Raw genomic sequence first — 21,404 nt, 5'->3', positions numbered from 1 at the left:
AAAGACGGAAGCTACGCCTTTGTCTCAACGAATGAAAGCCGCGCCCGATCTGCTGGACGAATACCTCTCTTGCGAGCAAACCACGGCGTTTTCCTGGAGCGAGAGTGATTGCATCCTGTTTATGGCTGGATGGGTGAAGCGGGTTAATGGCGTCGATTTCGGGGCTCCGTGGCGCGGCCTTTACCGCAGCAAGGACGAGTCCAAGGCACTGTTGGAGAGCCTTGGCGGCCTGGTGCCTTTGATCGTTGAATGTCTCGGCCCCCCACGAATGGGCAGCCGTCCGGTCCGCGGCGACGTCGGCGTCCTTCAATCAGATGACTGGACCTTCTGCATGATCTTCGATGGGGATTTTTGGGCCATGCGCGACCATCCGATTGGTGTGAGGACGCTGCGTATCGGCGTCGATTGCGTTTGGTCAGTCGGGGTCTCCCGATGAGAACGAAATATATTTCGAATAACCTCCAGTTGGAGAGCAGCACCGCACTTCATGGTCATGTCGTTGGCGATCCGGCTTCAATCATCCTGACCCTTGTGGTCAATTCGCCTCTGTTCTTCCTCGGGCCGGCTGCCGTCAGCGCGATCACGAGCGCGCTACTGGTCGGAGCAAATCTGGCCCTCTCGGTTGGCCTCACACTGGCGGTGCAAAAAGCTCCGCCGACCCCAAAGCCTTCGGAGATTCAGACCAACATCCGGCAGCCGATCTCGCCCCGTCGCGCCATCTATGGCCGGATCTTGACCGGCTCGGTGATCGTCTTTGCGTTTCGCCGCACGGTCTACAATCCGCGCAGATCGTGCAGTTTTCTGCTGCATTATATCTGCGAGGGGCCAATCCAGGGCTTTGTGTCATTCCGGGTAGACAAGAAGCCGGTGACGCTCGACGTCGATGGTTTCGTTGAACAGGAGCAGTATGACGTATCCGACCGCAAGCGGCTGCAAATACTCACCAATTTAGGCCTAGCCACGGACGAGCCGTTTCAAGCGATCCTCGATGCATTTCCGGAACTTGATGACCCGTTGAAACCGTTCCGGCATCGCGGCTGCGTTATGCTCCTGGAGATCGTCGAATCCGTGCAGTTTGATCTCATGGCGGAGACCTATCCGAATAACATGCCCAGCGTTCAGGTGGTGATCGATGCCAAGAACGATATCTACGATCCACGCACCGAAACGAGCGGATTCACCGACAATGCTGGGCTGTGCCTACTATCCGAGGTAATGGACGTCCACGGCTTCACGCCGGCAGACACTGATCTCGTCGACTTCGATGCATTTGCGGATTTTGCCGATTACTGCGACGAACCAGTCACGCTGAAGGCCGGCGGCACTGAACCGCGCTATCGTTCGGTAGGCATGGTCCTAAGAAATGCCGAAAACGAAGCGCGCGTCATGAGCATCGCTTCGGTCTGCAATGCTGAGGTGTTTATCGACACGCAAGGCCGCATTTCGGTACGCCAGAAGATGCGGTCCACTGGGGGGATCGCGCTGCGCGCTAAAAACGGCGACCATTTCAGTATCGACCTCACCGGCGGCCGGCCGCTACAGAAATCATTCAACACGATCAAAGTCAGCTATCTCGACCCTGCATTGAACTACAAGGAGAACGAAGTCTCCTGGCGTGATGCCGGCCTGATAGAAGATGATGGCAAAGAGCAGTCTGAATCACTCCCGGCGACGCTATGCCCATCGTCGACCCAGGCCCAGCGCCTCGCAAAGCTCTATCTCTACGAACAGAACCCGGAATTCACCGGGCAACTGACCTCCGGCCCACAGGCGCTCGATCTGTTTGAGGATTACGCGTTTACGCTTGATCTAACACCGGAAGAGAACTTGGATCGCATTGCCAATGCGGTCGGTGGCATCGACTTCGATTCCGATGGCATGACGGTATCGACATCCATAGCTGTCTTTGCCGAGGGCGCGACCGACTGGGATCCGGACATCGACGAGCAACAGACGATCGACGTTCCGCCGGTGCTTTTGCCCAACATCGACGACGTGCCGCTCGACGTGACAGCTGTCATCGCTATCGAAGGCGGAGCACCGGTTCTGATACTGTCCTGGGTTCCGCATCCTCCGGAAGAACTGCCTGACGACTATGTGCAACGGGTAGAGGTCTCACCTGCCGAAGCCGGCGATTGGCGAAGTGCCGAGGTCAACCAGGACAACGACACTGCCAGATATTCGGTGATCGACGGCGCCGCCTATGACTGGCGCATCCGGAACAAAGATGGCAGCGGGCAATCTTTCGACTGGCAGTATTCCACCGAGCCGGTTGGCGTCTTCCGCCGGCGGCCGAGCCTCAATTTCTCGTTCAACACAAACCTGATCAACCTGCTCGTCGCAGTATAGGACCCCCAGCCATGTACAGTTTCAATTTCAGCGCCGAGGCAACGCTGTTGATCGGCCGCGCGCTCGACCTCATGCCAATGGGCCAGGCGCTGCCGGTGGCGCGGTATATGCAGGACGAGATCGACCGCCAGAACGCGCTGCGCGCCGAGCAAACTGCGGAGGCCGAGCGGCAAAGGATCCGCGCTGCGGCCGATATCGCCGCCGCGCAACTGGCCACATCGAAGCCCAAGCGCCGCGGAGCAAAATGACATGGCCTTCAGCAACGTAAACGTATTGGACGGTTCCGGTCTTGCCATTCCGGGCGGGGTCAAGTTCGTCGATGTCAGCGGGACCGGTGTCGGCCCGCACCTGACCACGCATGCGTTGGTCGATGCCGCGGGCGTTAATGTCGCCGCGATCAGCGCCGGCGGGGCACTGAGCGTCGCTGACCCGCAATTGCACACTGATCTCCTTGCAATAGAGGGCTATGTCGACGGCATCGAAGGGCTGTTAACCACGCTCAATGGCAAGGACTTTGCCACACAGACGACGCTTGCGGCGCTACTAGCGGCGCATCCTGCCGCCCTCGGCCAAGGAACTATGGCGCAGTCATTGCGCGTCGTTCTTCCAAGCGACCAGTCAGCGCTCTCGGCACGGTCTGCCGAAGGCATTGTTACAGCCACTGTCGACGTCACTCGGCCGGCCGACACCACCACCTACGCGGTCAACGACGCGCTGTCGGACAGCACGTCTTCCCCAACGGTCGGCGGTTTCACGTTTGCCAGTTGCGTTCGCGCCGCGGGCAAGACTTGCATCCTCTCCGATCTGATCGTGACATCTAGCAATCCAGCGCCGACGGCGCTGCAGGGCGAGATCCACATTTATGACAGCGCGGTGACCGCGATCAACGACAATGCTGCGTTTGCGGTCTCCGATGCCGAGATTAAGACGCTGGTTGCCAAGGTTCCGTTCGTGATGACGGTCGGCACAAACAACAACCACGTTCATGTGCAGAACCTTGGCATCGCACTCACGGCGGTCGGCAGTCGCGATTTTCGCTTTCTGGTGAAGGTGCTGAATGCCTATGTGCCGGCCAACGGCGAGGTCATCACCTTCCGCGGCAAATTCGTGCCGGTGGACTGATGCTGGCCAGCATCCGCAACATGCTGCTCAGGCGAGCGCCGCCCGCCAACCCTGAACTCATCGTCAATGGGGACTTCGCGGTTTCCACGGGCTGGACCGCAGGAGGCGGCTGGTCGATCGGCTCCGGCGTCGCAACCGCTGTGTCATCTGGTTCCTTGACGAGGTCCATCTCCGTGGTCGCGGGTCGGTCCTATGATGTCGGCTACACTGTCGTCGCCTGGTCTGCTGGCAACATAGCGCCAAGCTTCTCTGGCGGGTCAACCGTTAGCGGCGCCACCGCAAGCGGCTTGGGCAGGAAGAGAACCATCATCGTCGCTGCGACTGGCAATGCGACGTTCGGGTTCACCGCATCAGGGTCACCAAACTTTTCGATCGACGACGTGTCGGTCAAGGAATTGCAGCCCTGATACGCGCCGAGTCCGCGTTTTCCGCGCGCAAAAACAACCATAACATCGACGGGAGATAAAACCGTATGGGCGCGATCAAAACCCTGGGGCGCTATGCCTGGCGCAAATGGAGCGTTGACGGCGTCGAGGCCACCGGCGCGAACAAGCCGGCGACTGAGGCCATCTTCCCCTTCGTCGATGCCGTGGACGGCGAGGTCGCCGGCCTGAATCAGCGCGTCACCGATGTCGACACTGCACTCGGCACTCGCCTCACCGCAGTGGAGCAGCTGGCGCTCAGTGGTGTCCGCCCCGCCAAGCAGTCGGTTCGACTGCTCGTCACGACCGCGACGGCGCCGGCATCGATGACGGCAGGCGCCACGCTGGATGGCCTTGTCCTGGTCGCGAACGATCGTGTGGCGCGCGCGACATCTGCGGGTGCCATCGCCGACGGCGTCTATGTCGTCCAGGCATCCGGTGCCGCGATACGATCGACCGACATGGACAGCGAAGCAGACGTGATCGGCGCGCGCTTCGATGTCGATGCTGGAACGCATGCATCGGAGACGTGGACCCTCAGCAATCTGGCGCCTATCTCGGTTGACCTGACGGTGCTCATCTTCGTCAAGTCTGGATCGGCGAATGCAACCACGGCTGAAGTTCTGGCTGCCCGCGACGGCAAAGCCTCGATCGGCGCGCGGATGGACGATTTCACCGCCGCCCTGCCGTTCGCCTTCACACCGTTCACCGAATACGACAGCGATCTGACCGGCTACATCGAAGCCGATGTCGACGACGACTATCGCATCCGTAGCGGCATCACCGCTGAGGGCGACCGGGTCTCTTACGGCCCGATTGTGGCGCCTCAGTCTGCTGTCGTGACCTCGGATTTGACTCTCGAGGACGGCGGCGATCCGGAACTGAGCGGCTTCATCAGTGCCGAGGTCGACGTGGGCTATCGGCTGATCGAGGGTATCGACCGGAGGTTGGCGAAGCGCTTGGCGCGGCCGGCCTTCTGGGGCGGAATGACCTTCAGCACCAATTATCGGGTCGAGGTCAGGTTCGGCAATCTGATCGCCACACATCTCACGACCGGCAACAGCTTCGCGCTAACCTCCAGTTATTCCGATCGCAAGCCGCAGATCCTTGGCGATGAAAGCGCGGTCCTGTTCGAGCGCGACATCGGTTTCGGCGAGTGGGTGCTTTACCGTGTCGCGCTGAGCGAAGGCTCGACGCCGGCGCGCATGTTCCCGAGTCTCAACATCGCCGGCTGGGGCGATTCGATGACGCAGAACCAGACCCACTTCCCTTGGGTCGACCAGCTCGCGCCGACGGGCTCACTGAACCGCTGCACGGTGAACTATGGTGTTTCCGGCGAGACCTCGCTGCAGATCAAGAACCGCATGGTTGCCGATACGCTGCATCGCGACTGGACGACGATAATCGAGGTAGGCCGCAACGACATCCTGACGACGGGCTCGGCAGCTATCCTCGCCAACATCGCCTTGATGGTGGCGCATCTCACGCCTTATTCGAGGCGCTTCCTGATCTGCAGCGTCTTCAATAATTCGAACGAGCCGAGCGGCAACGCCAACTACACGACTGTGATGAACCACAATGCTGCGGTCGCTGCGGCCTACACGAGCAACTATGTCGATGTCCGGACGTGGATGGTCAATAGCGCGCTTGCCTATCTTGGCCTCACGCCGACGGCGAATGATCTGACCGATATCGGCAATGATGTCGTGCCGCGCCAGTTGCGCAATGCCGGAGATACGCTGCACCACAATCAGCTCGGCGCCAACGCCTGGGCTCATTTCATCGAAACCGATATTCTCAACAGGGGCTGGTAACACCATGACCGCAATGACCATTCGCAGGTCGACCAACATCGACTTGCTCGCCCAGGCCACAGCGACCGGGGATGCAGCCCAGATAGCGGCCGCCAACGCCATGCCGATCCTCCAGCGTGACGAGGTGGTCGTTCCTGGCACTCTCGGCGCATGGGACTTCAAAAGCCCGTACTGCAACGATGGCTCGGCTCTCAGCACATCCACGACGTTTGCCAATCTGGTGCGCGGGGGTAGTCCGGCGACAGTTCCCAACGCCACCGGCATGACGCAGGAGCTTGATGGCAGTGATCCAATCGGCATCAACTTCAACGATGTCGCTGCCCGAATCAACTTCCCCGCCGCCTGCAAACCGGTAGCCGGCCAAGGGCGCTTCGGCCTCTTGATCCATGCAACCATCAAGGTTCGCGACACGACAAAATACAATGGCCTGGTGGGCTATACATTTGCGCTGACCACACAGAACGCGATCTCCCTCGTCATGCCGAACTCGCTCACGGTGTTGCGTGCCAATGTCGATGGCGGCGCCGCCGTCGATATCCCGTATGTCCTCGGCACGCCATTTCAGTTCGGTGCAGAGTACGTGCCGGCCGGCGCTGCTTCTGCCCGGCGCACGTTTTATGACGGTGCCTATATCGGCCAGGCGGTGTTCGACAACGGCGGGTCGCTCAACCAGCCGATCACGGCGGGGTTCACCGACTTCATGGCGGGCCAGCTCGGCTCGCATATCAATACCGGGCTCGAATGGGTCCTGCACCGGGTCATCATCGAGGATTTCGCCACGTCCGGCCGCGACATGGAGGCACTGTCCTATCTCGACTGGTCGAAGAGGCAGGGCAGGTTTGGATAACATTGAGCAAGTAACGATTTATTTGACGTTGACACACAGCCACTTCCTACATCATAGGTTGTGGCCATGTTCGCAGATGATATGTCATTCCTCGGTAAGGTGCGGCGCAAGGGTCTTGCCCGCCTCGCATTCGCTTTACGTCCGCTCATGGTCGCCTCGACCAGGCAAATCATGATGGATTATCCAAATCGAATGGCATTCGAGACCGTCGGGGGCAATCAGTTACCCGGCGACTATTACGAGTTCGGGGTGTTTAAAGGCCGGAGTTTCATCGACGCCGCCGGTTTGGCGCGCAATTATTGTGACCGAGACCTGTACCGGTCGATGCGCTTATTTGCTTTCGACTCCTTCGAGGGCCTGCCAGAATCGAAAGAGGCACATCTTCCGGCGCAATACAGCAAAGGGGCCTTTTCGGCATCGCAAGCTTTGTTCGAGAAAAACTGTCGGCAGGCTGGCTTGCCGATGGACAGGGTTATTTCCATTCCAGGCTTCTTTTCAGAGCTGTTTGCGGCCGGCAGGGACCTGTCGGTTCTGGAGGGGTCCAAAGTCGCCGTTGCCTATATCGACTGCGACATCTACGAGGGCGCGCGTGATGCCCTGAACTTCATTACCGGCAGGCTCCAAACCGGTTCAGCCCTTGTCCTCGACGACTGGAACCGGCATCACGCCAGCGACAGGTATGGCATCCGCCGTGCTGTTGCCGAATGGCTTTCAGTCAATCCGCACATCAAGCTAAATCATATTCTTACGACCAAACGAGCGCTGTTCATCGCCGACCTTGGTTAGTCCTCCGATGCGCTATTTGTTTGGCCACCAGATCAGGTAGATCCATCCTACCTTCATGACCGAAACGCGGCGATCGCGCTCACGGGTCCGTAGTTCGCGATAGGTCTTCACCTTGAGCGTTCCGCCCGGCAGCCTGATCCGCAACGCCATTGATTTTCCGCCGGATTGTGCAGCGCGACGTTAGGCGCTCACCCGGCGGGCAAGTCAACTGCCCACAGCACATCCACCTTAAATCAACTGCCCGTGAGGGCGGAATGGAACTGCCATGCGCGTCATCGACAATTGGCGTCGCGTGCTTCGCCATGCCTGGAGCGTTCATCTCAACGTCGCGGCAGTCTTCTTCCTGATCGTAACCGGCCTCGATACGGCGTGGCCGTTTCTCAATGGCTACCTGCCGATTTCCAACGCCTGGTTCGGAGTTCTCGGCGGCTTGTTGTCAGCCGGGGCGCTGCTCGCCCGATTCATCCCACAAGACAAGGTTTCAGGAGAAAAGCAATGAAGTTCGGCAAGAGCAGGCTGGTCAGCGCCGTTGGAGCGATGACAGTAGCTGGTCATCTCGCAGTGCAGACGGTGGGTGGTTACGAGGGCCTCAAGCTCTATGCCTACCGCGACATCATCGGCGTCTGGACCGCCTGCTACGGCGAGACCAAGGGGATCAAGCCAGGCATGAAGTTCTCGAAGGCCACCTGTGACAACATGCTGGTCGATAGCCTGGTCGCGCACGAGCAGGGCATGCGCAAGTGTCTCAAGGATCCGGATGGCATTCCGATCGAGATCTACATCGCCGAGCTGTCGCTGACTTACAATATCGGCGCGGGCCCAGGCTCCCGTGGTAGGGACGGCTTCTGCGGTTCATCGCTGCCGGCCAAGACCAACGCCAAGCAATGGCGTGCCATCTGCGACACGCTGCCTTCGTTCAACAAGGCCGGCGGCAAGGTCAGTAGGGGTCTGGTCAATCGTCGCGCAACCGAGCGGGCTCTCTGCCTGAAGGGTTTGCACTGATGGGCGCCCTCCTCGCACTATGGCTGCCCATCTGGCGGGTCATCGGCCCGATTCTGACCTACTGCATCGCTCTGCCGATCTGGGTTATCCTGATTGCCGGTGGATGGGTTTGGCTCGATCGCACATCGGCCGTCCGCACTGCCGTCAACAAGGCGGTGACCGAGCTCGTCGCCGGCGCCCAACTGGAAGCCATCAACGCATCGTTGATCGAAGAGCGTCGCCTCCGCGCCTGGAGCGATGGCAAGGCTGAAGAGCAGCGGAAGATCGCCGACGAAGAGCGCTCGGCTCGCATCGAACTCGAAACCCAACTGACGCTCACCGATGCCGAGAAGAAGGAAATGGCAGATGAACTCGCCAAAATCGAAAACGCTCCTCTTCCTCCTGACTGCCGCGTTGATCAGCAGTTCCTTGACGGGCTGCGCAACAAATAGGGCGCTTCTCGGCCAGGCCTATGGCGACAAGGCAAAAGCCAACGTTGCCAAAGAAGCGGTGACGGCCGCCGAGAAGATTGTGCAGGAAGCGCGGCGCATGCCGGCCTATCCGGCAGAATGCCGCAAACAGTGGCGTAGCGGGGTTGGTCTTGGAGACCGCTTCGACACAGCTGCCAAGAAGACCGACAACGCGCTCGGTGGCGCCAACAAACAGATAGCGAACTGCACCGCCTGGTATGACCGCACGCGTAAGGCCAGAGAGCCAAAATGAAATACTGGCTCGCCGCGATGCTGGTCCTGCTCGGGCTCTGCATCGTCATGATCCTTATCACATCTGCTTGAAGACGGGCGCACCGCCTGAGTTGGGGACACAACGCTATGACGAATCTTGATGACATTTCTGAAGCGATCGGCGGCCTCAGAGCAGAGGTGAAGAATCTCGGCCAGATGCTGGCAAGATCGGAAGACGCCGCGTTCGAAAACAACCGCAGAGCAGATCAGCACCGCGCAGCAATTCACCGGCGCGTCGACGTCCTTGTTGACCAGTTCGGGGCGATGAGCTCCGAAGTGAAAGTGATGAAAGACACCGTCGCAGACTCCAAGAAAGTCACCGATGAAGTGAAGATGTGGAAACAGCGAGGGATCGGCGCGCTCTTCGTTTCTGGCATCGCCGGGTCCGCAGTTGGCGGAACAGTGGCCGGCCTCGCCGTCTACTACTTCGATACGATCATGCGCCTCATTCGGGCGCAGTGAACTGACCTCTGAGGTCAACAGCAGGAGAGTTTGATGGGCACACCAGCGCTGTCCGACGTGGAGAGTGAACGTCGCAAGGCCGCCGTTGAGGCCGCTCTGCGAGAATGGTTTACTCCACGTGATATCACCGGAGGGAAGGGGTCGAGCATAACGGAATCCGCGAAGAGACTTGGAATTGGTCGCGGTGCAATGCATAGCTGGATCATCAGCCAGGACGGCCTCAAGTCCACTCACAAGAAGAATTTTTCGCCGGACTGGACAATCTATCAGCCGCCGGCGTTGATCGCGCCTGAGATTGTGGAGAAGGCCCAAGCCACCGTCGACGATCGCATCCGAGAGCGTCGACTGGAGCAGGAACTGGCTGCTTTGAAGCGCCATCAAAAAGATCTGCTCGATCAGGTCATATCTCTCCAAGATGTGCGTGGCACGATCATGAATCTTGCCGAAGCGCTTGAAGCGCCGGCGATCATCCGACCGGTTCCAGGATCAAGGAAGGGCGGCAAGAGAATAGCCATCCTGCACATTTCCGACGTTCACTGTGGGGAGAGTGTCGATCTTTACGAGATGGACGGACTGAATTCGTATTCGGGCGAGATATGCAAAGCCCGTATGAATCGGCTTTTTCAGAAGACGGCATCATTGCTCACCGAGCATTGGAGCGGTGATCCGGTCGAGGAGATCGTGGTCTGCCTCGGCGGTGACATGATCGACGGGAACTTGCGCGAGGAATCGCGACGCGGCGGCGCCATGCCCGTCGTTGAGAGCGCAAAGCTAATCTCTGAATTGACTGCTGGCGGGATCAAGTTCTTGCACGAACAAGTCGGCGTCCCGATCCGAGTGTACACCTCACCTGGCAACCATGGCAGGCTGTCGCTTAAGCCTCATGTCAACGAGGGTGCAATCGACAACTGGGATATAATGATCTCGTGGTCCATCGAGAAGATACTCGGCAACCAAGACTGGGTGAAATTCTACTACACCGGCTCTGGCGAGGCGCTTTTCAATGTCTACGGTTGGTGGTTTCTGCTCCAGCACGGCCATGAAGGGGTCGGCGGCACAGGCGGCCTCTATGGTCCGGTCTACAAACAGGTCCGAGGCATGTACCGGACACACCAAAGCTATGGCCGCCGCGGCCGCGGCTTTCACTATGTGCTCGAGGGACACAACCACACCTCGGTTAAAATCCCGTTCGGTTTCGCTAATGGTAGCGTCGTTGGCTACTCGCCATATTCCGCGAGGGCACTTAAGGCCGATCCGTCGCCGGCATCCCAAAACCTTCTGACGGTAGAGGAGCGTCTTGGCGTCATCGCTTGGAATGAGCTCTTCCTCGGCGCTCCGCAGGAGGGGACGCTATATGAGCCGCCGGTGATCGAGGAAGGCCGTTTGGGCAAACCTGTCATGCGCGTGCGGGCGACTGGTGAACGCACATGATCGGCCGCGTAGCGCTCCGCATCATGATCGCCAGGTGGAAGTTCGCAGCGCACTGGCAACTCAGTGTGTTCCGCTTCTACCTCAATGCGGTGTTTGGTCTATGAGGCGCACTTAGAGTGATCGTGAGCCTCACTCCAGCCAAGCCCACCTTTCTCGCTTATGGATTTGGCGGACTGTTGTCTCGTTGATGCCAAACCTCTCAGCAATCTCCCGATTGAACAGCCTGCCGCACAACGCACGGATTTGGCGGACTTGCACCTCTGTTAGTTTCGATTGAGGCAGGGCTGTGCCGCGGGCGATCCTACCATGGAGAAATTTATCCATGGTGTTCTCTGTCGGCGTTTTCCACGACAAATGACCTTTTGTTGCGCAGCCTAAATCTCCGTTCCCGCAACTGTGAGCGGCTTCATGGTCATCCGTTGGAGGTGGTCCGTTTACTTCTTCGCAGACAATCCGTGAGACTCGGCGACATTTGCCATCCTGCATCATTCGACCATAACCATCCAGATCCGCGAATGGCCAGAAGATGCAATCATCACCGTCATAGGTGAGGATGTTTTCACGTAAGTAACGCTCCGGCTCCCCTTTAGGAGTCCGACCGCCATAAGGACTTCCGTGTCGACGCCACCTCTCATGGTGCGCGCCGCAAAGACCTCGTGCTTTCGCGGGTTTCGAACACCCCTTCAGTACGCATGACGAGAATCTGTGAAATTTGGTGAATGTCGGGTCGCCATGCGCGAGCCATCGCTTGTAGTGCAAACGGCAGAAGCTCTTTGCGAGAAGCGGATTGCCGCAACTTGGAATCGAACATACTCTGATAACAGCCATTCTGACACCTCACCGTGTTGGGCTGGTTAGAACGCGTCGTCGGGTTGCCGCCCGTCGGCGCGTTCGTCGTTTGTACCACTAAATTGTGAGGAAAAGCAACGCATGCGAGCAACAGACATCGCGGCCAAAGCTGCCGATCTAGTCGGTGGTGATCGGGAACAGCAGCACGGCAAGAAGAGTGACAACTTCGGCCGGATAGCCACTGTATGGAACGCGTGGCTGGCCGTCAGGCGCGATCCTTCGGCGCCACTCGATGCACATGACGTCGGGATCCTTATGGTTCTCATGAAGGTGGCGAGGACACAGTCCGGCACCTTTAATTTGGATGATTATGTCGACATGGCCGGATACGCTGCATGCTCCGGCGAAGTCGCGCAGGAATCAGCCTGATGAACGTCTACTTGGCTGGACCGATGCGGTCTCATCCAGTTGATCTCAACTACCCCGCCTTCTATGCGGCAGCGGCCGATCTCCGCGCGGAAGGGCACTTCGTCTACAACCCGCCGGAGGTCATCCCGTTCGAAACTGACATCCGGCGCGCCATGACTCTCGATACCGCCTGGATCTGCACCTACGCCGATGCGATCGCCCTGTTGCCAGGTTGGGAAAGCTCAACTGGCGCCACCGCTGAGCATGCGCTCGCCAAGGCGATCGGCATCGAGGTGATCCTCCTCTGATTGAAATCGATATTCGCCGGGCGTGACCTGGCTACGGAATCCGCATCGTGCGGGTAGGCGGCGCTTCGCCGTTGTTTCTTGGAAAGGAAAATCCAATGAAGCCGACCATCGGAAGAATTGTGCACTATCGCGTATCGGGACAGGACGCCATCGCCATCAACCAACGGCGCAAGGATGCTCGGGAAAAACTTCCCTGGCACCACGCGATCCGATCCGGCGCCCAAGTGCATGTTGGAAATGATCTCAAGGAAGGCGACGTCTTCCCTCTGATCATCACCAAGGTCTGGGGCGACTCAGAGACTTCGGCCTTCAACGGCCAGTTGATGCTCGATGGAAACGATCTGTTCTGGGTCACATCGACGGCGATTGGCGAGGGAAGCCGTCAGTGCTTCTGGCCGCCGCGCGAATAGCCCAAGATGGCAGTCGCCGTCACCTGACCATTACCTCGACCGATCTCGCCCCGCTGGCATCGGCCGGCGGGGCTTTTTTGCGTTTTGTGGTGAGCCCTGATACGCTTCTCCCGTCCGTGAGGGGTTGGCAGGTAGGCAGGGCAGCGGCTGTGGATTTCGCTATCCGAATGGCCAACCACCGTACAGGCGTTGATACCCGTCCTCATGGAAAGCCCTAATCAGCCCGCTCCGGTTCGCCGGGGCGGGCTTTTTGCGTTTTGGGAACCATTTTAGCGAAAACTGATTGAATGGCGTCCCCGGGAGTATGTGCATGAGTACCGACCGGCTGAAGTTCATCAAGCCGCAAGAGCCACTTCTGGTGCTCGAGCCGCCGGTGAGCGACGATTGGCTGCACGAGATCAAGTATGACGGCTTCCGCACGCAATTGATCCTTGATTGGGCCGGCGCCCGTACACTCACCCGAACAGGCATCGACTGGTCAAAGCGATATTGGCCCGTCGTTGACGCCGCCGAGAAATTGCCGGCGAAGTCTTTCATCGTTGACGGCGAGATGATCGCGCCCGAGGCAGACGGACGGCCGAATTTTCACCAAATGCACTCGCGCATGGCCTGGAACGCCGAACTGCTGGCCTTCGTCACCTTCGACATCCTGTACAAGGATGGGCGGGATCTGCGCGCGCTGCCGGCGATCGAGCGCAAGGCGATCCTATGGGATCTTGTGAAGCCCGCCGACGGCATCATCCAGTACAGCCAACATGTCGAAGGCGGCGGCGCCGATTTCTTTGCCGCCGTCGACAAGATGGGGTTGGAAGGAATGGTGTCGAAGCGCAGGAACAGCCCCTATCGCAGCGGCGAGTCCGACTTTTGGGTGAAGACCAAATGCTGGGACGTCGATGATTTGGACCTGATCGGCGTCAGGCGAGAGCCTGGCAAGCAGACGGAGGGGTTGTTCGCCAAGGACGGAAAATATGTCGGCAAGGCCGTCATCGCCACCACCCGCGTCATCAAGGAACGCCTGTGGCGTCGCATAGAGCGCGACCGAGCCGAACAACCGGCCGGAGTGCCAACCGCGGTCGCTGACGGAGATGTCGAATGGGTGAAGCCCGGGATCACCGCCCGTGTCCGTCATCTGCGAGGTGAGGCGAGGCTGCGCCATGCGTCGGTGCAGGATTTGGTGGATCGGGACAGGTAAGCCGCTCGACCGCCTCGATGATGGCCTTGGCCAGAGCCTCGCCCTCGTGGACCGGCAAGGGGCCGTAGAGCCTCAACACGGCTTGCGGGCTAGGGATTGGATGGTCATCCAACTCTCCGTCTGAAGCAAGAGCCGTCTATGTATTGGCCAACCTGCCATCTTCCAGTTTCGTCGGAATAGCCAATCACGTCGTCATCATCATGCGATGACGCCTTGGTCTCAGGAGCGACAGGAACCCAAACAGTCTTTCCACCAATGACGCGTTTTTGCTGGCCGAATGACGGACCAATCGGCAGTTCTTTCATTTCTTCGATTGTCTTTTTCATCACTTCCCTCCGCGCGCAAGCGCAAGTGCGGCTTCGGCGTCTAACCACGCAGTGCCCTTCTCCAGGTCAGCCGCATTAGGCATCTCTCGTTTGAGTTCAGCGATCAAGCCCTCGAGCGCAGCCACGAGCGCGTCGATGATTTCCGCTTGACTTGGGCTGGTTGCTCTAGGCGGCGGCGCGTGCATGAAACGTCCGTTGGTCCAGTCGCGGTAGCCGTTAGGCATCCTCATCCTCCATCATCGCTTTCCCTCCCATCCGAGCTCAATCGCCGAACGAAGTTCCTCTCCGGTCAACGGGCCTTCGCCCGGCTCGATAAGACCGAGATCGCGCATGTCCTTGATGGATAGACCGAGACAAGTCATCGGTTGGCGGAAGGTGGCCCAACAGATATCTCTCACCTTCTTTCCGGCTTCGGTCAGTTCAGGCATCGGCCTTCCCTCCGTGCGCAAGCGCAAGTGCTCCTTGGCCTCTGCGTCCATCACTTAGCCCCATCCGCCACGAAGAATGCCGTGCCTATCAGATCCTTTTGGAAGGTCGGATACTCTGGTTGGAAGGTAGGATACCCTGGCGCCACCGCACCATCCCGAAACGACAAGGCTTCAGTTTCAAGCAACAATCGGCCGATGTGGTCTGCGGCAATACGCTTGCGGGAATCCTGGTAATTCTGATCGCCTTCAAAGCGCCTATCCATCGGCACTTCCACGCGCGCCTCTTTGATCGCTCCGCACTCGCGAAGAACCTGCAGCATATCGTCAATAGCGCCGCGCCGGTCGCGCATGAGCATTCTGTCGATTTCAGACAGGAACCTTGTTCTGTTGAACGTTTTCATCATTTCCGCTTCACCTTCACTATGTCTTCTCCGTCCGGAACCTCGATCTCAAGATCGGAGCGGCTGTCAGCCCATGAAGATGCTTGTGCCGCTTAGACCCCATCGGTCTATTGACCAAACGCCTACCGCGGCGTGAACGAAACCGGCGTCGAACAAGATCGTCTCACCCAAGCTCATCCCAAGGATGGTATCCTCAAGATGGCTCTTTGCGTCATTATCCACCGTCATTTTCGCACCCCGACCCGTTTCACAAAGGCTGACATCATCATGACGCCGTCTCGGTCGCCGCCGCGCCCGCATCCGATGACCTTTGTCGTTCGCCACTTCAAACCCCCTGTGGAAGCGACTGTTTGACAACGGCAGCGCGGCAAATTGTGAGGTAATGGTCGAGACCCCATTCGTTGATGCCGACGTTGATGGAAAACGTTGTTAGGCACATAGCCGTCAGCGTTATCAATCCGATCTAAGCTCGGCCTCATTGGATGCTTGAAATATTTCCTGACCTTTTGAGGGGCTGAATAGTCGAAGAGAAGGCCACTCACCTCGCAGCGATCATCAAGATCGACGAGCTTTCGTTCAATCCATTCAGCATCGATCGAGCATGGCCAACCGTTACAGGCAGCTCGCTTAGCGTAGATACCGCCTAAGTGCGTTGCGATGTGGCGGCGCTCAAAGGTGGCGCGATGCTTCGCCTCGTCAGCCAGTTCCTTCTTCAGGTCTGCCGTCCAATCGCGGCAAAGGATTGAAACCTCGCTATCGGATAGGTGGTCCGGGATACGCCTTCCTGGCATAGTATTTGGAGCCTTCTTAAACGCGCGCCGAGGGTGCCAATAACGCGCCGCCGAGCCATCTGCTCGGCGGCGCTCGTGATAGCCTGGACGATCACGCCTCTTTGTATGCTGTTCAGGCACGATTCAACCTCCAATGCCACGGGTTCTGGAATATCCCACTGATTTCATTGGATACGCAGAAGTCTTCCAAGCTGAATATGCGGGTTCGATTCCCGCTACCCGCTCCAGATTTCCCGCAGCCGCGGCGTCCCTCGCGCACGATCCCGAAGCAGGCACCGCCAAGTGAAGCGCTTTGCCGATAATTCAAAGTGTTGGTTGCGCGTCCAGACGGACGCGCAACGACCTCAATCCGTTGTTTTATGCATGTCGTTGTACCAAACCGCAGGGGGTGTTGGGCGACATGCCTTAACTCGCGAATTTGCTGAATATGGACGCGAGCTGGTTCTGCTGCGGCACTTGCCCGTTCGGCGTCAGCTGGTCGACAAGCCCTGGCAAGGCTGCGGACAGTTGCTTGAGCAGGTCCTGCTGGTTCAGCCCCGTCCTTTGCGCGATCTCCTGAATGATTTGTGGCCCGAGAGCGCTGCCCAGATCGCTGGGGTTGATCGGCTGGTTCTGACCGGTACCGACCCACGAATTGGCGACGTTGCCGTGGCCGGCGTCCTTCAGTTTGTCGAGCAGGCCGCCCAGACCGCCGAGCAGGCCGCCATCGGCAGATGCTGTTGTATCAGGCGGGACGGGGGCAGGGCTTTGCGTTGCCTCCGGCTGGGCGGAACTTCCACCGCTCAGCATTTTTCCCACCAAAAGTGCGCCGAGCGCGATCATCAGCGGCTTGGCGACGTTGCCGCCGGGAACGGCATTGTCAAACAGTCCCATTGTGGATCTCCATGTCAAATTGCCCGTCCGTCTCCGACAATGACGCATCCATGGCGAATTTCAAGCCGGTTTGAGCTTTCCGTAATCATGATTTTCAAGTTGGCTTGAGCTTTGCTTAATAATGTGGAAGTAATCGAGCGCGGGGAACGGAGAGGAAAAATGTCAATATTAAGCTGGATTATTCTCGGCGTCATCGCCGGCTTCATAGGCAGCAAGATCGTCAATAAAAGCGGGCAAGGCCTTGTGCTCGACATCGTGCTCGGGATTGTCGGGGCCATCGTCGGAGGGCTCATCTTCAGCGCGTTTGGCGCGTCGGGCGTTACCGGGCTCAACATCTATAGCCTGATCGTAGCCGTGGTCGGTGCCGTGGTTGTCCTCTGGGCCTATCATCAGTTCAGCGGCAAGAGGGCTCTATAGAAGCCGTCCGGCAGTTGCGTCGGCATTCGGGTGAATGCCGACCGCCTATCTGATCCTTCTGAGGATTTCGCGGATCAGCGTGTTGAGGCCGGCTTCCAGCCCTCTCACCATGATCGGCCATAGTTCCTCCAGCAATCGCTGCCATACGGCATCCCGCCCAATCCTCACCGGCAGATTTGGCATCGAGCTCATTGCCGCCGTCACGTCGCGGCGCAGCCGCTCGCCGCAGCCGCTTGCGCCGCTGATCGTCGGATCGAAAGGCAGCCGGGTGAAATCCCATTTTCCGCGTTGCTCGATGCCGAGATTGCTTTCGACCTCGGCGTGCGAGAGCACCGTTTTGGGCGTGACCTTGATGCGGTAATATTTGCAGAGTTCGGCGACAACCGCGGTCATCGCGTCCCACTGCGCCCTGGTCATCGGATAGCGGCCGGCATCGAACGGCCTTTCCTCCGCCCCGGCCATGCAACAGAGCGAAACCCCGATCGAGCCGCCGTTGCAGTTGAGCGTGTGCGCGGCATATCCCGGTTTTACCCGGCCGGAATTGAGCGCGATCGAAGGCCGGCCCCTGACCAGACGGCCATTCCCCTCGACCAGTATGTGATATGCATCCTTCTCGGTATCGCCGGCCGAATGCGAGCCCGCCGTCCAATGGCAAATGACGCGCCTCATCGCAACATTGGGCAACCACTCGGGCGGTAATGCCACAGAAATCCCCGCGACATAGGTTCGGTGACGGAGCACAGTATAGTTTCTTTGGCGACGGACGCGAAAACGAAACGATAATTTGGTTGAGCGTTTTCTAACGGTCAGCTATTCGTCGGCATCTCCAGCGACCACGTGTTCTTCATATTGCGGCAGGTCGTCGGTGATCGTGAACCACTTCGCCTTGGAGCCGACAAAGATGTGCTGCGTCGGGCGGATGGTCGGCTCGTCGACCAGGGTTCCCATGGCGACATGCACGAAGGCACCGCCGCGGACCACCGAATAGAGCAACGAGCCGCAAGTCTTGCAGTGCGCGTTATGGCCGGTTTCGTCGCCGAAGATCATGAGATTGTCCTCGCCCCTGGTCAGGCTCAGCCTGTCGCGTTCGATGCCGGCGAATGGCTTGAACGCCGAACCGGTGGTGCGCCGGCAGTTCGAGCAGTGGCAGTTCGCGGCATAGATGAACGCGTCCGCCACCGCATACTGAACGGCGCCGCACAGGCACTTTCCGGTGAGCGTGCGGTTGCTTGCATTCTGGTTGCTTTCCGGGCTTGCCATGCGCTTCTCCACTTCCGCTCTAGGCGACGACAGTCAACCGGCGCTTGCGCTCGTCGAGCGAGACGATTGTCAACCCGCTGGCCACCACCAGCAGGATACCGCAGATGGCCAGCGCATTCGGGAGTTGCCGGAATACCACCAGGCCCGAAATCACCGCCCAGACGGTGAAGCAATAGTAGAACGGCGCCACCACGCTGGTCGGCCCGACCCGATAGGCCATGAAGATGAAGAAGTGGCCGAAGATCAGGAACAGTCCGGCCCCCGCCATCAGCAGCAGGTGATGGGTTTCAGGCACGACCCACTGCTCGGAAAGCAGATGCGCGACGCCGGCGCCGGCGAGCACCACGACCACCGCGGAAATGGCAACAACCATCCCCGGCACCTCGGCGGCGACCTTGCGTCCCGCCAGATCGCGTGCCGCGGACAGAGCGGCATTGCCCAGCGCCAGCAGGGCGTAGACCGAAATCCCCTGCATCGTCGGTTGTGCCACCATCACCGCGCCGATAAAGCCAAGGCCGATCAGCGCCAGCCGCACCCCGCCGATCCGTTCGCCAAACAGGATCGAGGAGCCGACCAGCATCAGCAAGGGTGTGATCTGCCCAAGCGCGGTCGAATCGGCGATCTGCATGTTGGCGAGCGCCACCACGTAGCAAAGGATAGCACCCAGTTCGAGCAGGTTCCTGCGCAACACCTTCGCGTCGAGGATCAGCGGGATCTGCTTGCCATAGCCCAGCATGAACAGCAGCGGAATGCCCCACAATGTTGCCGCAGCGCCGCGCAGGAACAGCACCTCATAGGGCGGCAGTCCCGCGGTTGCGAGCTTCATCATCGTGTCGTTCACGATGTAGGACCCGGTCGAAACGACCATGAACAGCGGGCCTCGGATGGCAGTCGGGATGAAATGCATGGGCCGACGAAATCAGACCGGCGCAGCAGCGGCAATGGGCCAGCGGCAAGCGAACGGATTTCCAGCGGCAAGCGAACGGATTATGGCTTCAATTCACGTTGAGCGCTCCAGCCCGCGAAGCCAAGCGTGTCGGAAAAGCCTGCCATGCGCGGCCGACCACCAGGCCTGACACAAGCAGCGCCGAGAGAAAGGCGGTGGCCAGGTGGTCCGAGGGGCCCGAGACGAGCAGAATTCCGGCAGCGATCACGACAGCGCTTTCTTTCGCCGAAAATCCTGATTTTCCTAGAAACGCCAGCGGGATGGCAAGAGCCACGAAATCATAGATGAACGCGTAAGGCGAAGCGAGAATCGTCACGGTTGCGAGCGCTGCTGCCTTGACGTCGAACGCCACTTTTTGACGCCATATCCAGACAATGCCGGCGCTCAGAACTGCGATGAGCAGGCCCTGCGCGGTCCATGCGAGCGTCCAATTCCACCCAAGCGCGCGGACAAAACCGTAGAGGCTTTGAAGCTTGGAGAAGTCAGCCCTACCATCGACGAGAATGGTGCCGTTGACCTTGGCGGCGGCATCGAAGAAATCGGACCAAATCTCGGCGCCGAAGAGGCCGATGGAAAGCATGATCATGACGGTGGTGGAAACAGCGGCCCAACCGATCACTCGCCAAAAGCCTCCGGCGATGAGCGCAAGCGGGATCATCAGACCGAATTGCGGCTTATGGGTGAGCAGGCCGAAGCAGAGGCCGGCCAGCGCGGGGCGTTTTTCGATCGAGGCGATGGCTGCGCCAAGCAACGCAGCGGTAATGAAGCCGTTTTGGCCGACCACGGTATTCCAAAGCACGGGGGGCCAGGCCATGGCTGCCAGAATCGCAACGCGTGTGTTCCCGATCAGCCGTATGGCGGCGGCGTAGAGCGTTATCCCGGTCGCCATCCATGCAACCAATGCAGCCGGATAGGATAGCAACGCCAGTGCGGCGGTCACGATCAGGAAAGTCGGAGGATACTGCCATGAAAAATAGCCGTCGAAGGTAGCACCGCTTTCAGCGGTCGAGATGCTCTTGTGCAGGTCCCAATTATAGGCATCGGCGGCATGGCCTTGCAGGACAAGCTTGCCAGCCCCCCAGAATGCGATGAAGTCGGTCGCCAGCGGCCGCCCGTTTTCGTCGAACAGCCAGCTGCCGATCAATATCGAAATGCCAAGCACGCCGATGTAAGTGCAGATCAAGCCGCATATGGCCAGATAGATCAGACGTTGCAGGTTCTGCCCTGTCGCGATGGTGGCAATCCGCATGATGCTCATTTACCCGCAAGTGCCCAGGCGCCATTCTGCTCCAGTGTCATTAAGCCAGTCTCATTAAGGGAGTGTCATTAAGGGTTTGTGGCGCCTCCGGCCTTGGGTCGTGCCCATCTTACATTTCCGTCTTGCCATTCCCATATCGGCCACATCCCCTAAATCGGATCATGGGTTCGAACCGAGTGAGCCGCGCTCAGCCACAAGGCACTTGTGTTTTTCGGCCTTAGTCGCTAATCGCCCCGCATTCGACTGAACTGAAGGTCCAGGCCGTCCTTAGGCCGTCCAAGGAAAGAGACTATGGCAAAAGGTAAATTCGAGCGCACTAAGCCTCATGTGAACATTGGCACGATTGGTCACGTCGACCACGGCAAGACGTCGCTGACGGCGGCGATCACCAAGTATTTTGGCGAATACAAGCGCTACGACCAGATCGATGCGGCGCCGGAAGAAAAGGCACGCGGCATCACCATTTCGACGGCACACGTCGAATACGAGACGGCTGCCCGCCACTATGCCCATGTCGACTGCCCCGGCCACGCCGACTATGTGAAGAACATGATCACCGGTGCCGCGCAGATGGACGGCGCGATCCTGGTCGTGTCGGCCGCCGACGGCCCGATGCCGCAGACCCGCGAGCACATCCTTT

General features: G+C 59.1%; 31 protein-coding genes. 20 read left to right on the top strand and 11 right to left on the bottom strand.

The genetic code is table 11. From position 1 onward, the window contains the following. Nucleotides 1-31 precede the first annotated feature (31 nt). The 8 genes from NKJ09_RS22775 to NKJ09_RS22740 all read left to right on the top strand — a co-directional run bounded on the left by NKJ09_RS22775 (nucleotide 32) and on the right by NKJ09_RS22740 (nucleotide 7,340). The gene (locus NKJ09_RS22775; RefSeq protein ID WP_352763593.1) at nucleotides 32-436 is read left to right on the top strand and encodes a DUF6950 family protein; all 405 of its coding nucleotides are present in this window, start codon (nucleotides 32-34) and stop codon (nucleotides 434-436) included. After that, nucleotides 433-2,349, top strand: a complete 1,917-nt coding sequence (locus NKJ09_RS22770; RefSeq protein ID WP_352763590.1) for a phage tail protein — start codon at nucleotides 433-435, stop codon at nucleotides 2,347-2,349. Before NKJ09_RS22775 ends, NKJ09_RS22770 begins: the two co-directional genes overlap by 4 nt. A gap of 11 nt (nucleotides 2,350-2,360) precedes the next feature. After that, the gene (locus NKJ09_RS22765; protein ID WP_352763588.1) at nucleotides 2,361-2,597 is read left to right on the top strand and encodes a hypothetical protein; all 237 of its coding nucleotides are present in this window, start codon (nucleotides 2,361-2,363) and stop codon (nucleotides 2,595-2,597) included. Nucleotide 2,598: 1 nt separating this feature from the next. Then, nucleotides 2,599-3,471: a hypothetical protein gene (locus NKJ09_RS22760; RefSeq protein WP_352763585.1), complete on the top strand. Its 873-nt coding sequence runs from the start codon at nucleotides 2,599-2,601 to the stop codon at nucleotides 3,469-3,471. Next, on the top strand, nucleotides 3,471-3,878 hold the full coding sequence (locus tag NKJ09_RS22755) for a hypothetical protein (RefSeq protein WP_352763582.1): 408 nt from the start codon (nucleotides 3,471-3,473) through the stop codon (nucleotides 3,876-3,878). Before NKJ09_RS22760 ends, NKJ09_RS22755 begins: the two co-directional genes overlap by 1 nt. A 65-nt stretch (nucleotides 3,879-3,943) precedes the next feature. Next, the gene (locus tag NKJ09_RS22750; protein WP_352763579.1) at nucleotides 3,944-5,707 is read left to right on the top strand and encodes an SGNH/GDSL hydrolase family protein; all 1,764 of its coding nucleotides are present in this window, start codon (nucleotides 3,944-3,946) and stop codon (nucleotides 5,705-5,707) included. A 4-nt stretch (nucleotides 5,708-5,711) separates the two neighbouring features. Further along, nucleotides 5,712-6,554, top strand: coding sequence for a hypothetical protein (locus NKJ09_RS22745; protein ID WP_352763577.1), 843 nt, complete (start codon nucleotides 5,712-5,714; stop codon nucleotides 6,552-6,554). Between the two features lie 66 nt (nucleotides 6,555-6,620). After that, nucleotides 6,621-7,340 (top strand): TylF/MycF/NovP-related O-methyltransferase, encoded by a 720-nt coding sequence (locus NKJ09_RS22740; protein ID WP_352763576.1) that lies wholly within the window; start codon nucleotides 6,621-6,623, stop codon nucleotides 7,338-7,340. A 12-nt stretch (nucleotides 7,341-7,352) separates the two neighbouring features. Here the strand turns inward: NKJ09_RS22740 and NKJ09_RS22735 are convergent, their stop codons facing one another. Next, a complete protein-coding gene (locus NKJ09_RS22735) occupies nucleotides 7,353-7,490 on the bottom strand; it encodes a hypothetical protein (protein ID WP_352763574.1) in 138 nt (45 codons plus the stop codon). A 115-nt stretch (nucleotides 7,491-7,605) separates the two neighbouring features. On the opposite strand from NKJ09_RS22735, the gene NKJ09_RS22730 reads away from it, so the two are divergent. From NKJ09_RS22730 to NKJ09_RS22685, 10 genes are all read left to right on the top strand, one after another. Further along, nucleotides 7,606-7,839 carry a DUF7940 domain-containing protein gene (locus NKJ09_RS22730; protein ID WP_352763573.1) on the top strand — a complete coding sequence of 78 codons (234 nt, stop codon included), beginning with the start codon at nucleotides 7,606-7,608 and terminating at the stop codon, nucleotides 7,837-7,839. Continuing rightward, nucleotides 7,836-8,342 (top strand): lysozyme, encoded by a 507-nt coding sequence (locus NKJ09_RS22725; RefSeq protein WP_352763570.1) that lies wholly within the window; start codon nucleotides 7,836-7,838, stop codon nucleotides 8,340-8,342. Before NKJ09_RS22730 ends, NKJ09_RS22725 begins: the two co-directional genes overlap by 4 nt. Then, nucleotides 8,342-8,773: a hypothetical protein gene (locus NKJ09_RS22720; RefSeq protein ID WP_352763568.1), complete on the top strand. Its 432-nt coding sequence runs from the start codon at nucleotides 8,342-8,344 to the stop codon at nucleotides 8,771-8,773. Before NKJ09_RS22725 ends, NKJ09_RS22720 begins: the two co-directional genes overlap by 1 nt. Beyond that, nucleotides 8,736-9,044, top strand: coding sequence for a hypothetical protein (locus NKJ09_RS22715; RefSeq protein ID WP_352763565.1), 309 nt, complete (start codon nucleotides 8,736-8,738; stop codon nucleotides 9,042-9,044). The genes NKJ09_RS22720 and NKJ09_RS22715 overlap by 38 nt, the downstream gene beginning before the upstream one ends. Nucleotides 9,045-9,151: 107 nt before the next feature. Next, the gene (locus NKJ09_RS22710; protein ID WP_352763564.1) at nucleotides 9,152-9,526 is read left to right on the top strand and encodes a DUF1515 family protein; all 375 of its coding nucleotides are present in this window, start codon (nucleotides 9,152-9,154) and stop codon (nucleotides 9,524-9,526) included. A gap of 33 nt (nucleotides 9,527-9,559) precedes the next feature. Then, nucleotides 9,560-10,957, top strand: a complete 1,398-nt coding sequence (locus NKJ09_RS22705) for a metallophosphoesterase (protein WP_352763562.1) — start codon at nucleotides 9,560-9,562, stop codon at nucleotides 10,955-10,957. A 930-nt stretch (nucleotides 10,958-11,887) separates the two neighbouring features. Then, on the top strand, nucleotides 11,888-12,175 hold the full coding sequence (locus NKJ09_RS22700; RefSeq protein ID WP_352763560.1) for a DUF6378 domain-containing protein: 288 nt from the start codon (nucleotides 11,888-11,890) through the stop codon (nucleotides 12,173-12,175). Then, nucleotides 12,175-12,462, top strand: a complete 288-nt coding sequence (locus NKJ09_RS22695) for a DUF4406 domain-containing protein (protein WP_352763557.1) — start codon at nucleotides 12,175-12,177, stop codon at nucleotides 12,460-12,462. Before NKJ09_RS22700 ends, NKJ09_RS22695 begins: the two co-directional genes overlap by 1 nt. Before the next feature lie 95 nt (nucleotides 12,463-12,557). Beyond that, nucleotides 12,558-12,872: a hypothetical protein gene (locus tag NKJ09_RS22690; RefSeq protein ID WP_352763554.1), complete on the top strand. Its 315-nt coding sequence runs from the start codon at nucleotides 12,558-12,560 to the stop codon at nucleotides 12,870-12,872. Nucleotides 12,873-13,182: 310 nt separating this feature from the next. Then, on the top strand, nucleotides 13,183-14,064 hold the full coding sequence (locus tag NKJ09_RS22685; protein WP_352763551.1) for an ATP-dependent DNA ligase: 882 nt from the start codon (nucleotides 13,183-13,185) through the stop codon (nucleotides 14,062-14,064). 104 nt (nucleotides 14,065-14,168) lie between these two features. Here the strand turns inward: NKJ09_RS22685 and NKJ09_RS22680 are convergent, their stop codons facing one another. The 6 genes from NKJ09_RS22680 to NKJ09_RS22655 form a co-directional block, all read right to left on the bottom strand. After that, on the bottom strand, nucleotides 14,169-14,390 hold the full coding sequence (locus NKJ09_RS22680) for a hypothetical protein (protein ID WP_352763549.1): 222 nt from the start codon (nucleotides 14,388-14,390) through the stop codon (nucleotides 14,169-14,171). Further along, nucleotides 14,390-14,614: a hypothetical protein gene (locus tag NKJ09_RS22675; RefSeq protein ID WP_352763547.1), complete on the bottom strand. Its 225-nt coding sequence runs from the start codon at nucleotides 14,612-14,614 to the stop codon at nucleotides 14,390-14,392. Before NKJ09_RS22675 ends, NKJ09_RS22680 begins: the two co-directional genes overlap by 1 nt. A gap of 12 nt (nucleotides 14,615-14,626) precedes the next feature. Beyond that, nucleotides 14,627-14,818, bottom strand: coding sequence for a hypothetical protein (locus tag NKJ09_RS22670; protein ID WP_352763545.1), 192 nt, complete (start codon nucleotides 14,816-14,818; stop codon nucleotides 14,627-14,629). A gap of 50 nt (nucleotides 14,819-14,868) precedes the next feature. Next, complete coding sequence (locus NKJ09_RS22665) at nucleotides 14,869-15,222, bottom strand: hypothetical protein (RefSeq protein WP_352763543.1); 354 nt, start codon at nucleotides 15,220-15,222, stop codon at nucleotides 14,869-14,871. A gap of 221 nt (nucleotides 15,223-15,443) precedes the next feature. Then, nucleotides 15,444-16,130, bottom strand: coding sequence for a hypothetical protein (locus NKJ09_RS22660; protein ID WP_352763540.1), 687 nt, complete (start codon nucleotides 16,128-16,130; stop codon nucleotides 15,444-15,446). Nucleotides 16,131-16,415: 285 nt separating this feature from the next. Continuing rightward, on the bottom strand, nucleotides 16,416-16,883 hold the full coding sequence (locus NKJ09_RS22655; protein WP_023717512.1) for a YidB family protein: 468 nt from the start codon (nucleotides 16,881-16,883) through the stop codon (nucleotides 16,416-16,418). Between the two features lie 159 nt (nucleotides 16,884-17,042). Here NKJ09_RS22655 and NKJ09_RS22650 point away from each other — a divergent pair, with 159 nt between their 5' ends. Further along, nucleotides 17,043-17,300, top strand: coding sequence for a GlsB/YeaQ/YmgE family stress response membrane protein (locus NKJ09_RS22650; protein ID WP_023717513.1), 258 nt, complete (start codon nucleotides 17,043-17,045; stop codon nucleotides 17,298-17,300). Nucleotides 17,301-17,345: 45 nt separating this feature from the next. Here the strand turns inward: NKJ09_RS22650 and NKJ09_RS22645 are convergent, their stop codons facing one another. The 4 genes from NKJ09_RS22645 to NKJ09_RS22630 form a co-directional block, all read right to left on the bottom strand. Then, nucleotides 17,346-17,969, bottom strand: coding sequence for a peptidoglycan recognition protein family protein (locus NKJ09_RS22645; RefSeq protein ID WP_023717514.1), 624 nt, complete (start codon nucleotides 17,967-17,969; stop codon nucleotides 17,346-17,348). Between the two features lie 141 nt (nucleotides 17,970-18,110). Then, nucleotides 18,111-18,560 carry a GFA family protein gene (locus NKJ09_RS22640; protein ID WP_023717515.1) on the bottom strand — a complete coding sequence of 150 codons (450 nt, stop codon included), beginning with the start codon at nucleotides 18,558-18,560 and terminating at the stop codon, nucleotides 18,111-18,113. A gap of 19 nt (nucleotides 18,561-18,579) precedes the next feature. Next, nucleotides 18,580-19,467, bottom strand: coding sequence for a DMT family transporter (locus tag NKJ09_RS22635; RefSeq protein ID WP_023717516.1), 888 nt, complete (start codon nucleotides 19,465-19,467; stop codon nucleotides 18,580-18,582). Nucleotides 19,468-19,555: 88 nt separating this feature from the next. Continuing rightward, nucleotides 19,556-20,755, bottom strand: a complete 1,200-nt coding sequence (locus NKJ09_RS22630; RefSeq protein WP_352536464.1) for a glycosyltransferase family 87 protein — start codon at nucleotides 20,753-20,755, stop codon at nucleotides 19,556-19,558. Between the two features lie 300 nt (nucleotides 20,756-21,055). On the opposite strand from NKJ09_RS22630, the gene NKJ09_RS22625 reads away from it, so the two are divergent. Then, nucleotides 21,056-21,404: GTP-binding protein (locus NKJ09_RS22625; RefSeq protein ID WP_352643573.1), on the top strand; the 349-nt coding region annotated here is incomplete at its 3' end.

The organism is Mesorhizobium sp. M0189, assembly GCF_040322135.1.
Lineage (GTDB): Bacteria > Pseudomonadota > Alphaproteobacteria > Rhizobiales > Rhizobiaceae > Mesorhizobium.
Note: the sequence above shows the minus strand (reverse complement) of the source record. Positions and strands in the feature narration are given on the sequence as shown.

Bases quoted from the DNA above. Each gene is read 5' to 3' on its own strand.
- NKJ09_RS22775 (WP_352763593.1), top strand. From the start codon at position 32: ATGAAAGCCGCGCCCGATCTGCTGGACGAATACCTCTCTTGCGAGCAA.
- NKJ09_RS22770 (WP_352763590.1), top strand. From the start codon at position 433: ATGAGAACGAAATATATTTCGAATAACCTCCAGTTGGAGAGCAGCACC.
- NKJ09_RS22765 (WP_352763588.1), top strand. From the start codon at position 2,361: ATGTACAGTTTCAATTTCAGCGCCGAGGCAACGCTGTTGATCGGCCGC.
- NKJ09_RS22760 (WP_352763585.1), top strand. From the start codon at position 2,599: ATGGCCTTCAGCAACGTAAACGTATTGGACGGTTCCGGTCTTGCCATT.
- NKJ09_RS22755 (WP_352763582.1), top strand. From the start codon at position 3,471: ATGCTGGCCAGCATCCGCAACATGCTGCTCAGGCGAGCGCCGCCCGCC.
- NKJ09_RS22750 (WP_352763579.1), top strand. From the start codon at position 3,944: ATGGGCGCGATCAAAACCCTGGGGCGCTATGCCTGGCGCAAATGGAGC.
- NKJ09_RS22745 (WP_352763577.1), top strand. From the start codon at position 5,712: ATGACCGCAATGACCATTCGCAGGTCGACCAACATCGACTTGCTCGCC.
- NKJ09_RS22740 (WP_352763576.1), top strand. From the start codon at position 6,621: ATGTTCGCAGATGATATGTCATTCCTCGGTAAGGTGCGGCGCAAGGGT.
- NKJ09_RS22735 (WP_352763574.1), bottom strand. From the start codon at position 7,490: ATGGCGTTGCGGATCAGGCTGCCGGGCGGAACGCTCAAGGTGAAGACC.
- NKJ09_RS22730 (WP_352763573.1), top strand. From the start codon at position 7,606: ATGCGCGTCATCGACAATTGGCGTCGCGTGCTTCGCCATGCCTGGAGC.
- NKJ09_RS22725 (WP_352763570.1), top strand. From the start codon at position 7,836: ATGAAGTTCGGCAAGAGCAGGCTGGTCAGCGCCGTTGGAGCGATGACA.
- NKJ09_RS22720 (WP_352763568.1), top strand. From the start codon at position 8,342: ATGGGCGCCCTCCTCGCACTATGGCTGCCCATCTGGCGGGTCATCGGC.
- NKJ09_RS22710 (WP_352763564.1), top strand. From the start codon at position 9,152: ATGACGAATCTTGATGACATTTCTGAAGCGATCGGCGGCCTCAGAGCA.
- NKJ09_RS22705 (WP_352763562.1), top strand. From the start codon at position 9,560: ATGGGCACACCAGCGCTGTCCGACGTGGAGAGTGAACGTCGCAAGGCC.
- NKJ09_RS22700 (WP_352763560.1), top strand. From the start codon at position 11,888: ATGCGAGCAACAGACATCGCGGCCAAAGCTGCCGATCTAGTCGGTGGT.
- NKJ09_RS22695 (WP_352763557.1), top strand. From the start codon at position 12,175: ATGAACGTCTACTTGGCTGGACCGATGCGGTCTCATCCAGTTGATCTC.
- NKJ09_RS22690 (WP_352763554.1), top strand. From the start codon at position 12,558: ATGAAGCCGACCATCGGAAGAATTGTGCACTATCGCGTATCGGGACAG.
- NKJ09_RS22685 (WP_352763551.1), top strand. From the start codon at position 13,183: ATGAGTACCGACCGGCTGAAGTTCATCAAGCCGCAAGAGCCACTTCTG.
- NKJ09_RS22680 (WP_352763549.1), bottom strand. From the start codon at position 14,390: ATGAAAAAGACAATCGAAGAAATGAAAGAACTGCCGATTGGTCCGTCA.
- NKJ09_RS22675 (WP_352763547.1), bottom strand. From the start codon at position 14,614: ATGCCTAACGGCTACCGCGACTGGACCAACGGACGTTTCATGCACGCG.
- NKJ09_RS22670 (WP_352763545.1), bottom strand. From the start codon at position 14,818: ATGCCTGAACTGACCGAAGCCGGAAAGAAGGTGAGAGATATCTGTTGG.
- NKJ09_RS22665 (WP_352763543.1), bottom strand. From the start codon at position 15,222: ATGATGAAAACGTTCAACAGAACAAGGTTCCTGTCTGAAATCGACAGA.
- NKJ09_RS22655 (WP_023717512.1), bottom strand. From the start codon at position 16,883: ATGGGACTGTTTGACAATGCCGTTCCCGGCGGCAACGTCGCCAAGCCG.
- NKJ09_RS22650 (WP_023717513.1), top strand. From the start codon at position 17,043: ATGTCAATATTAAGCTGGATTATTCTCGGCGTCATCGCCGGCTTCATA.
- NKJ09_RS22645 (WP_023717514.1), bottom strand. From the start codon at position 17,969: ATGAGGCGCGTCATTTGCCATTGGACGGCGGGCTCGCATTCGGCCGGC.
- NKJ09_RS22640 (WP_023717515.1), bottom strand. From the start codon at position 18,560: ATGGCAAGCCCGGAAAGCAACCAGAATGCAAGCAACCGCACGCTCACC.
- NKJ09_RS22635 (WP_023717516.1), bottom strand. From the start codon at position 19,467: ATGCATTTCATCCCGACTGCCATCCGAGGCCCGCTGTTCATGGTCGTT.
- NKJ09_RS22630 (WP_352536464.1), bottom strand. From the start codon at position 20,755: ATGCGGATTGCCACCATCGCGACAGGGCAGAACCTGCAACGTCTGATC.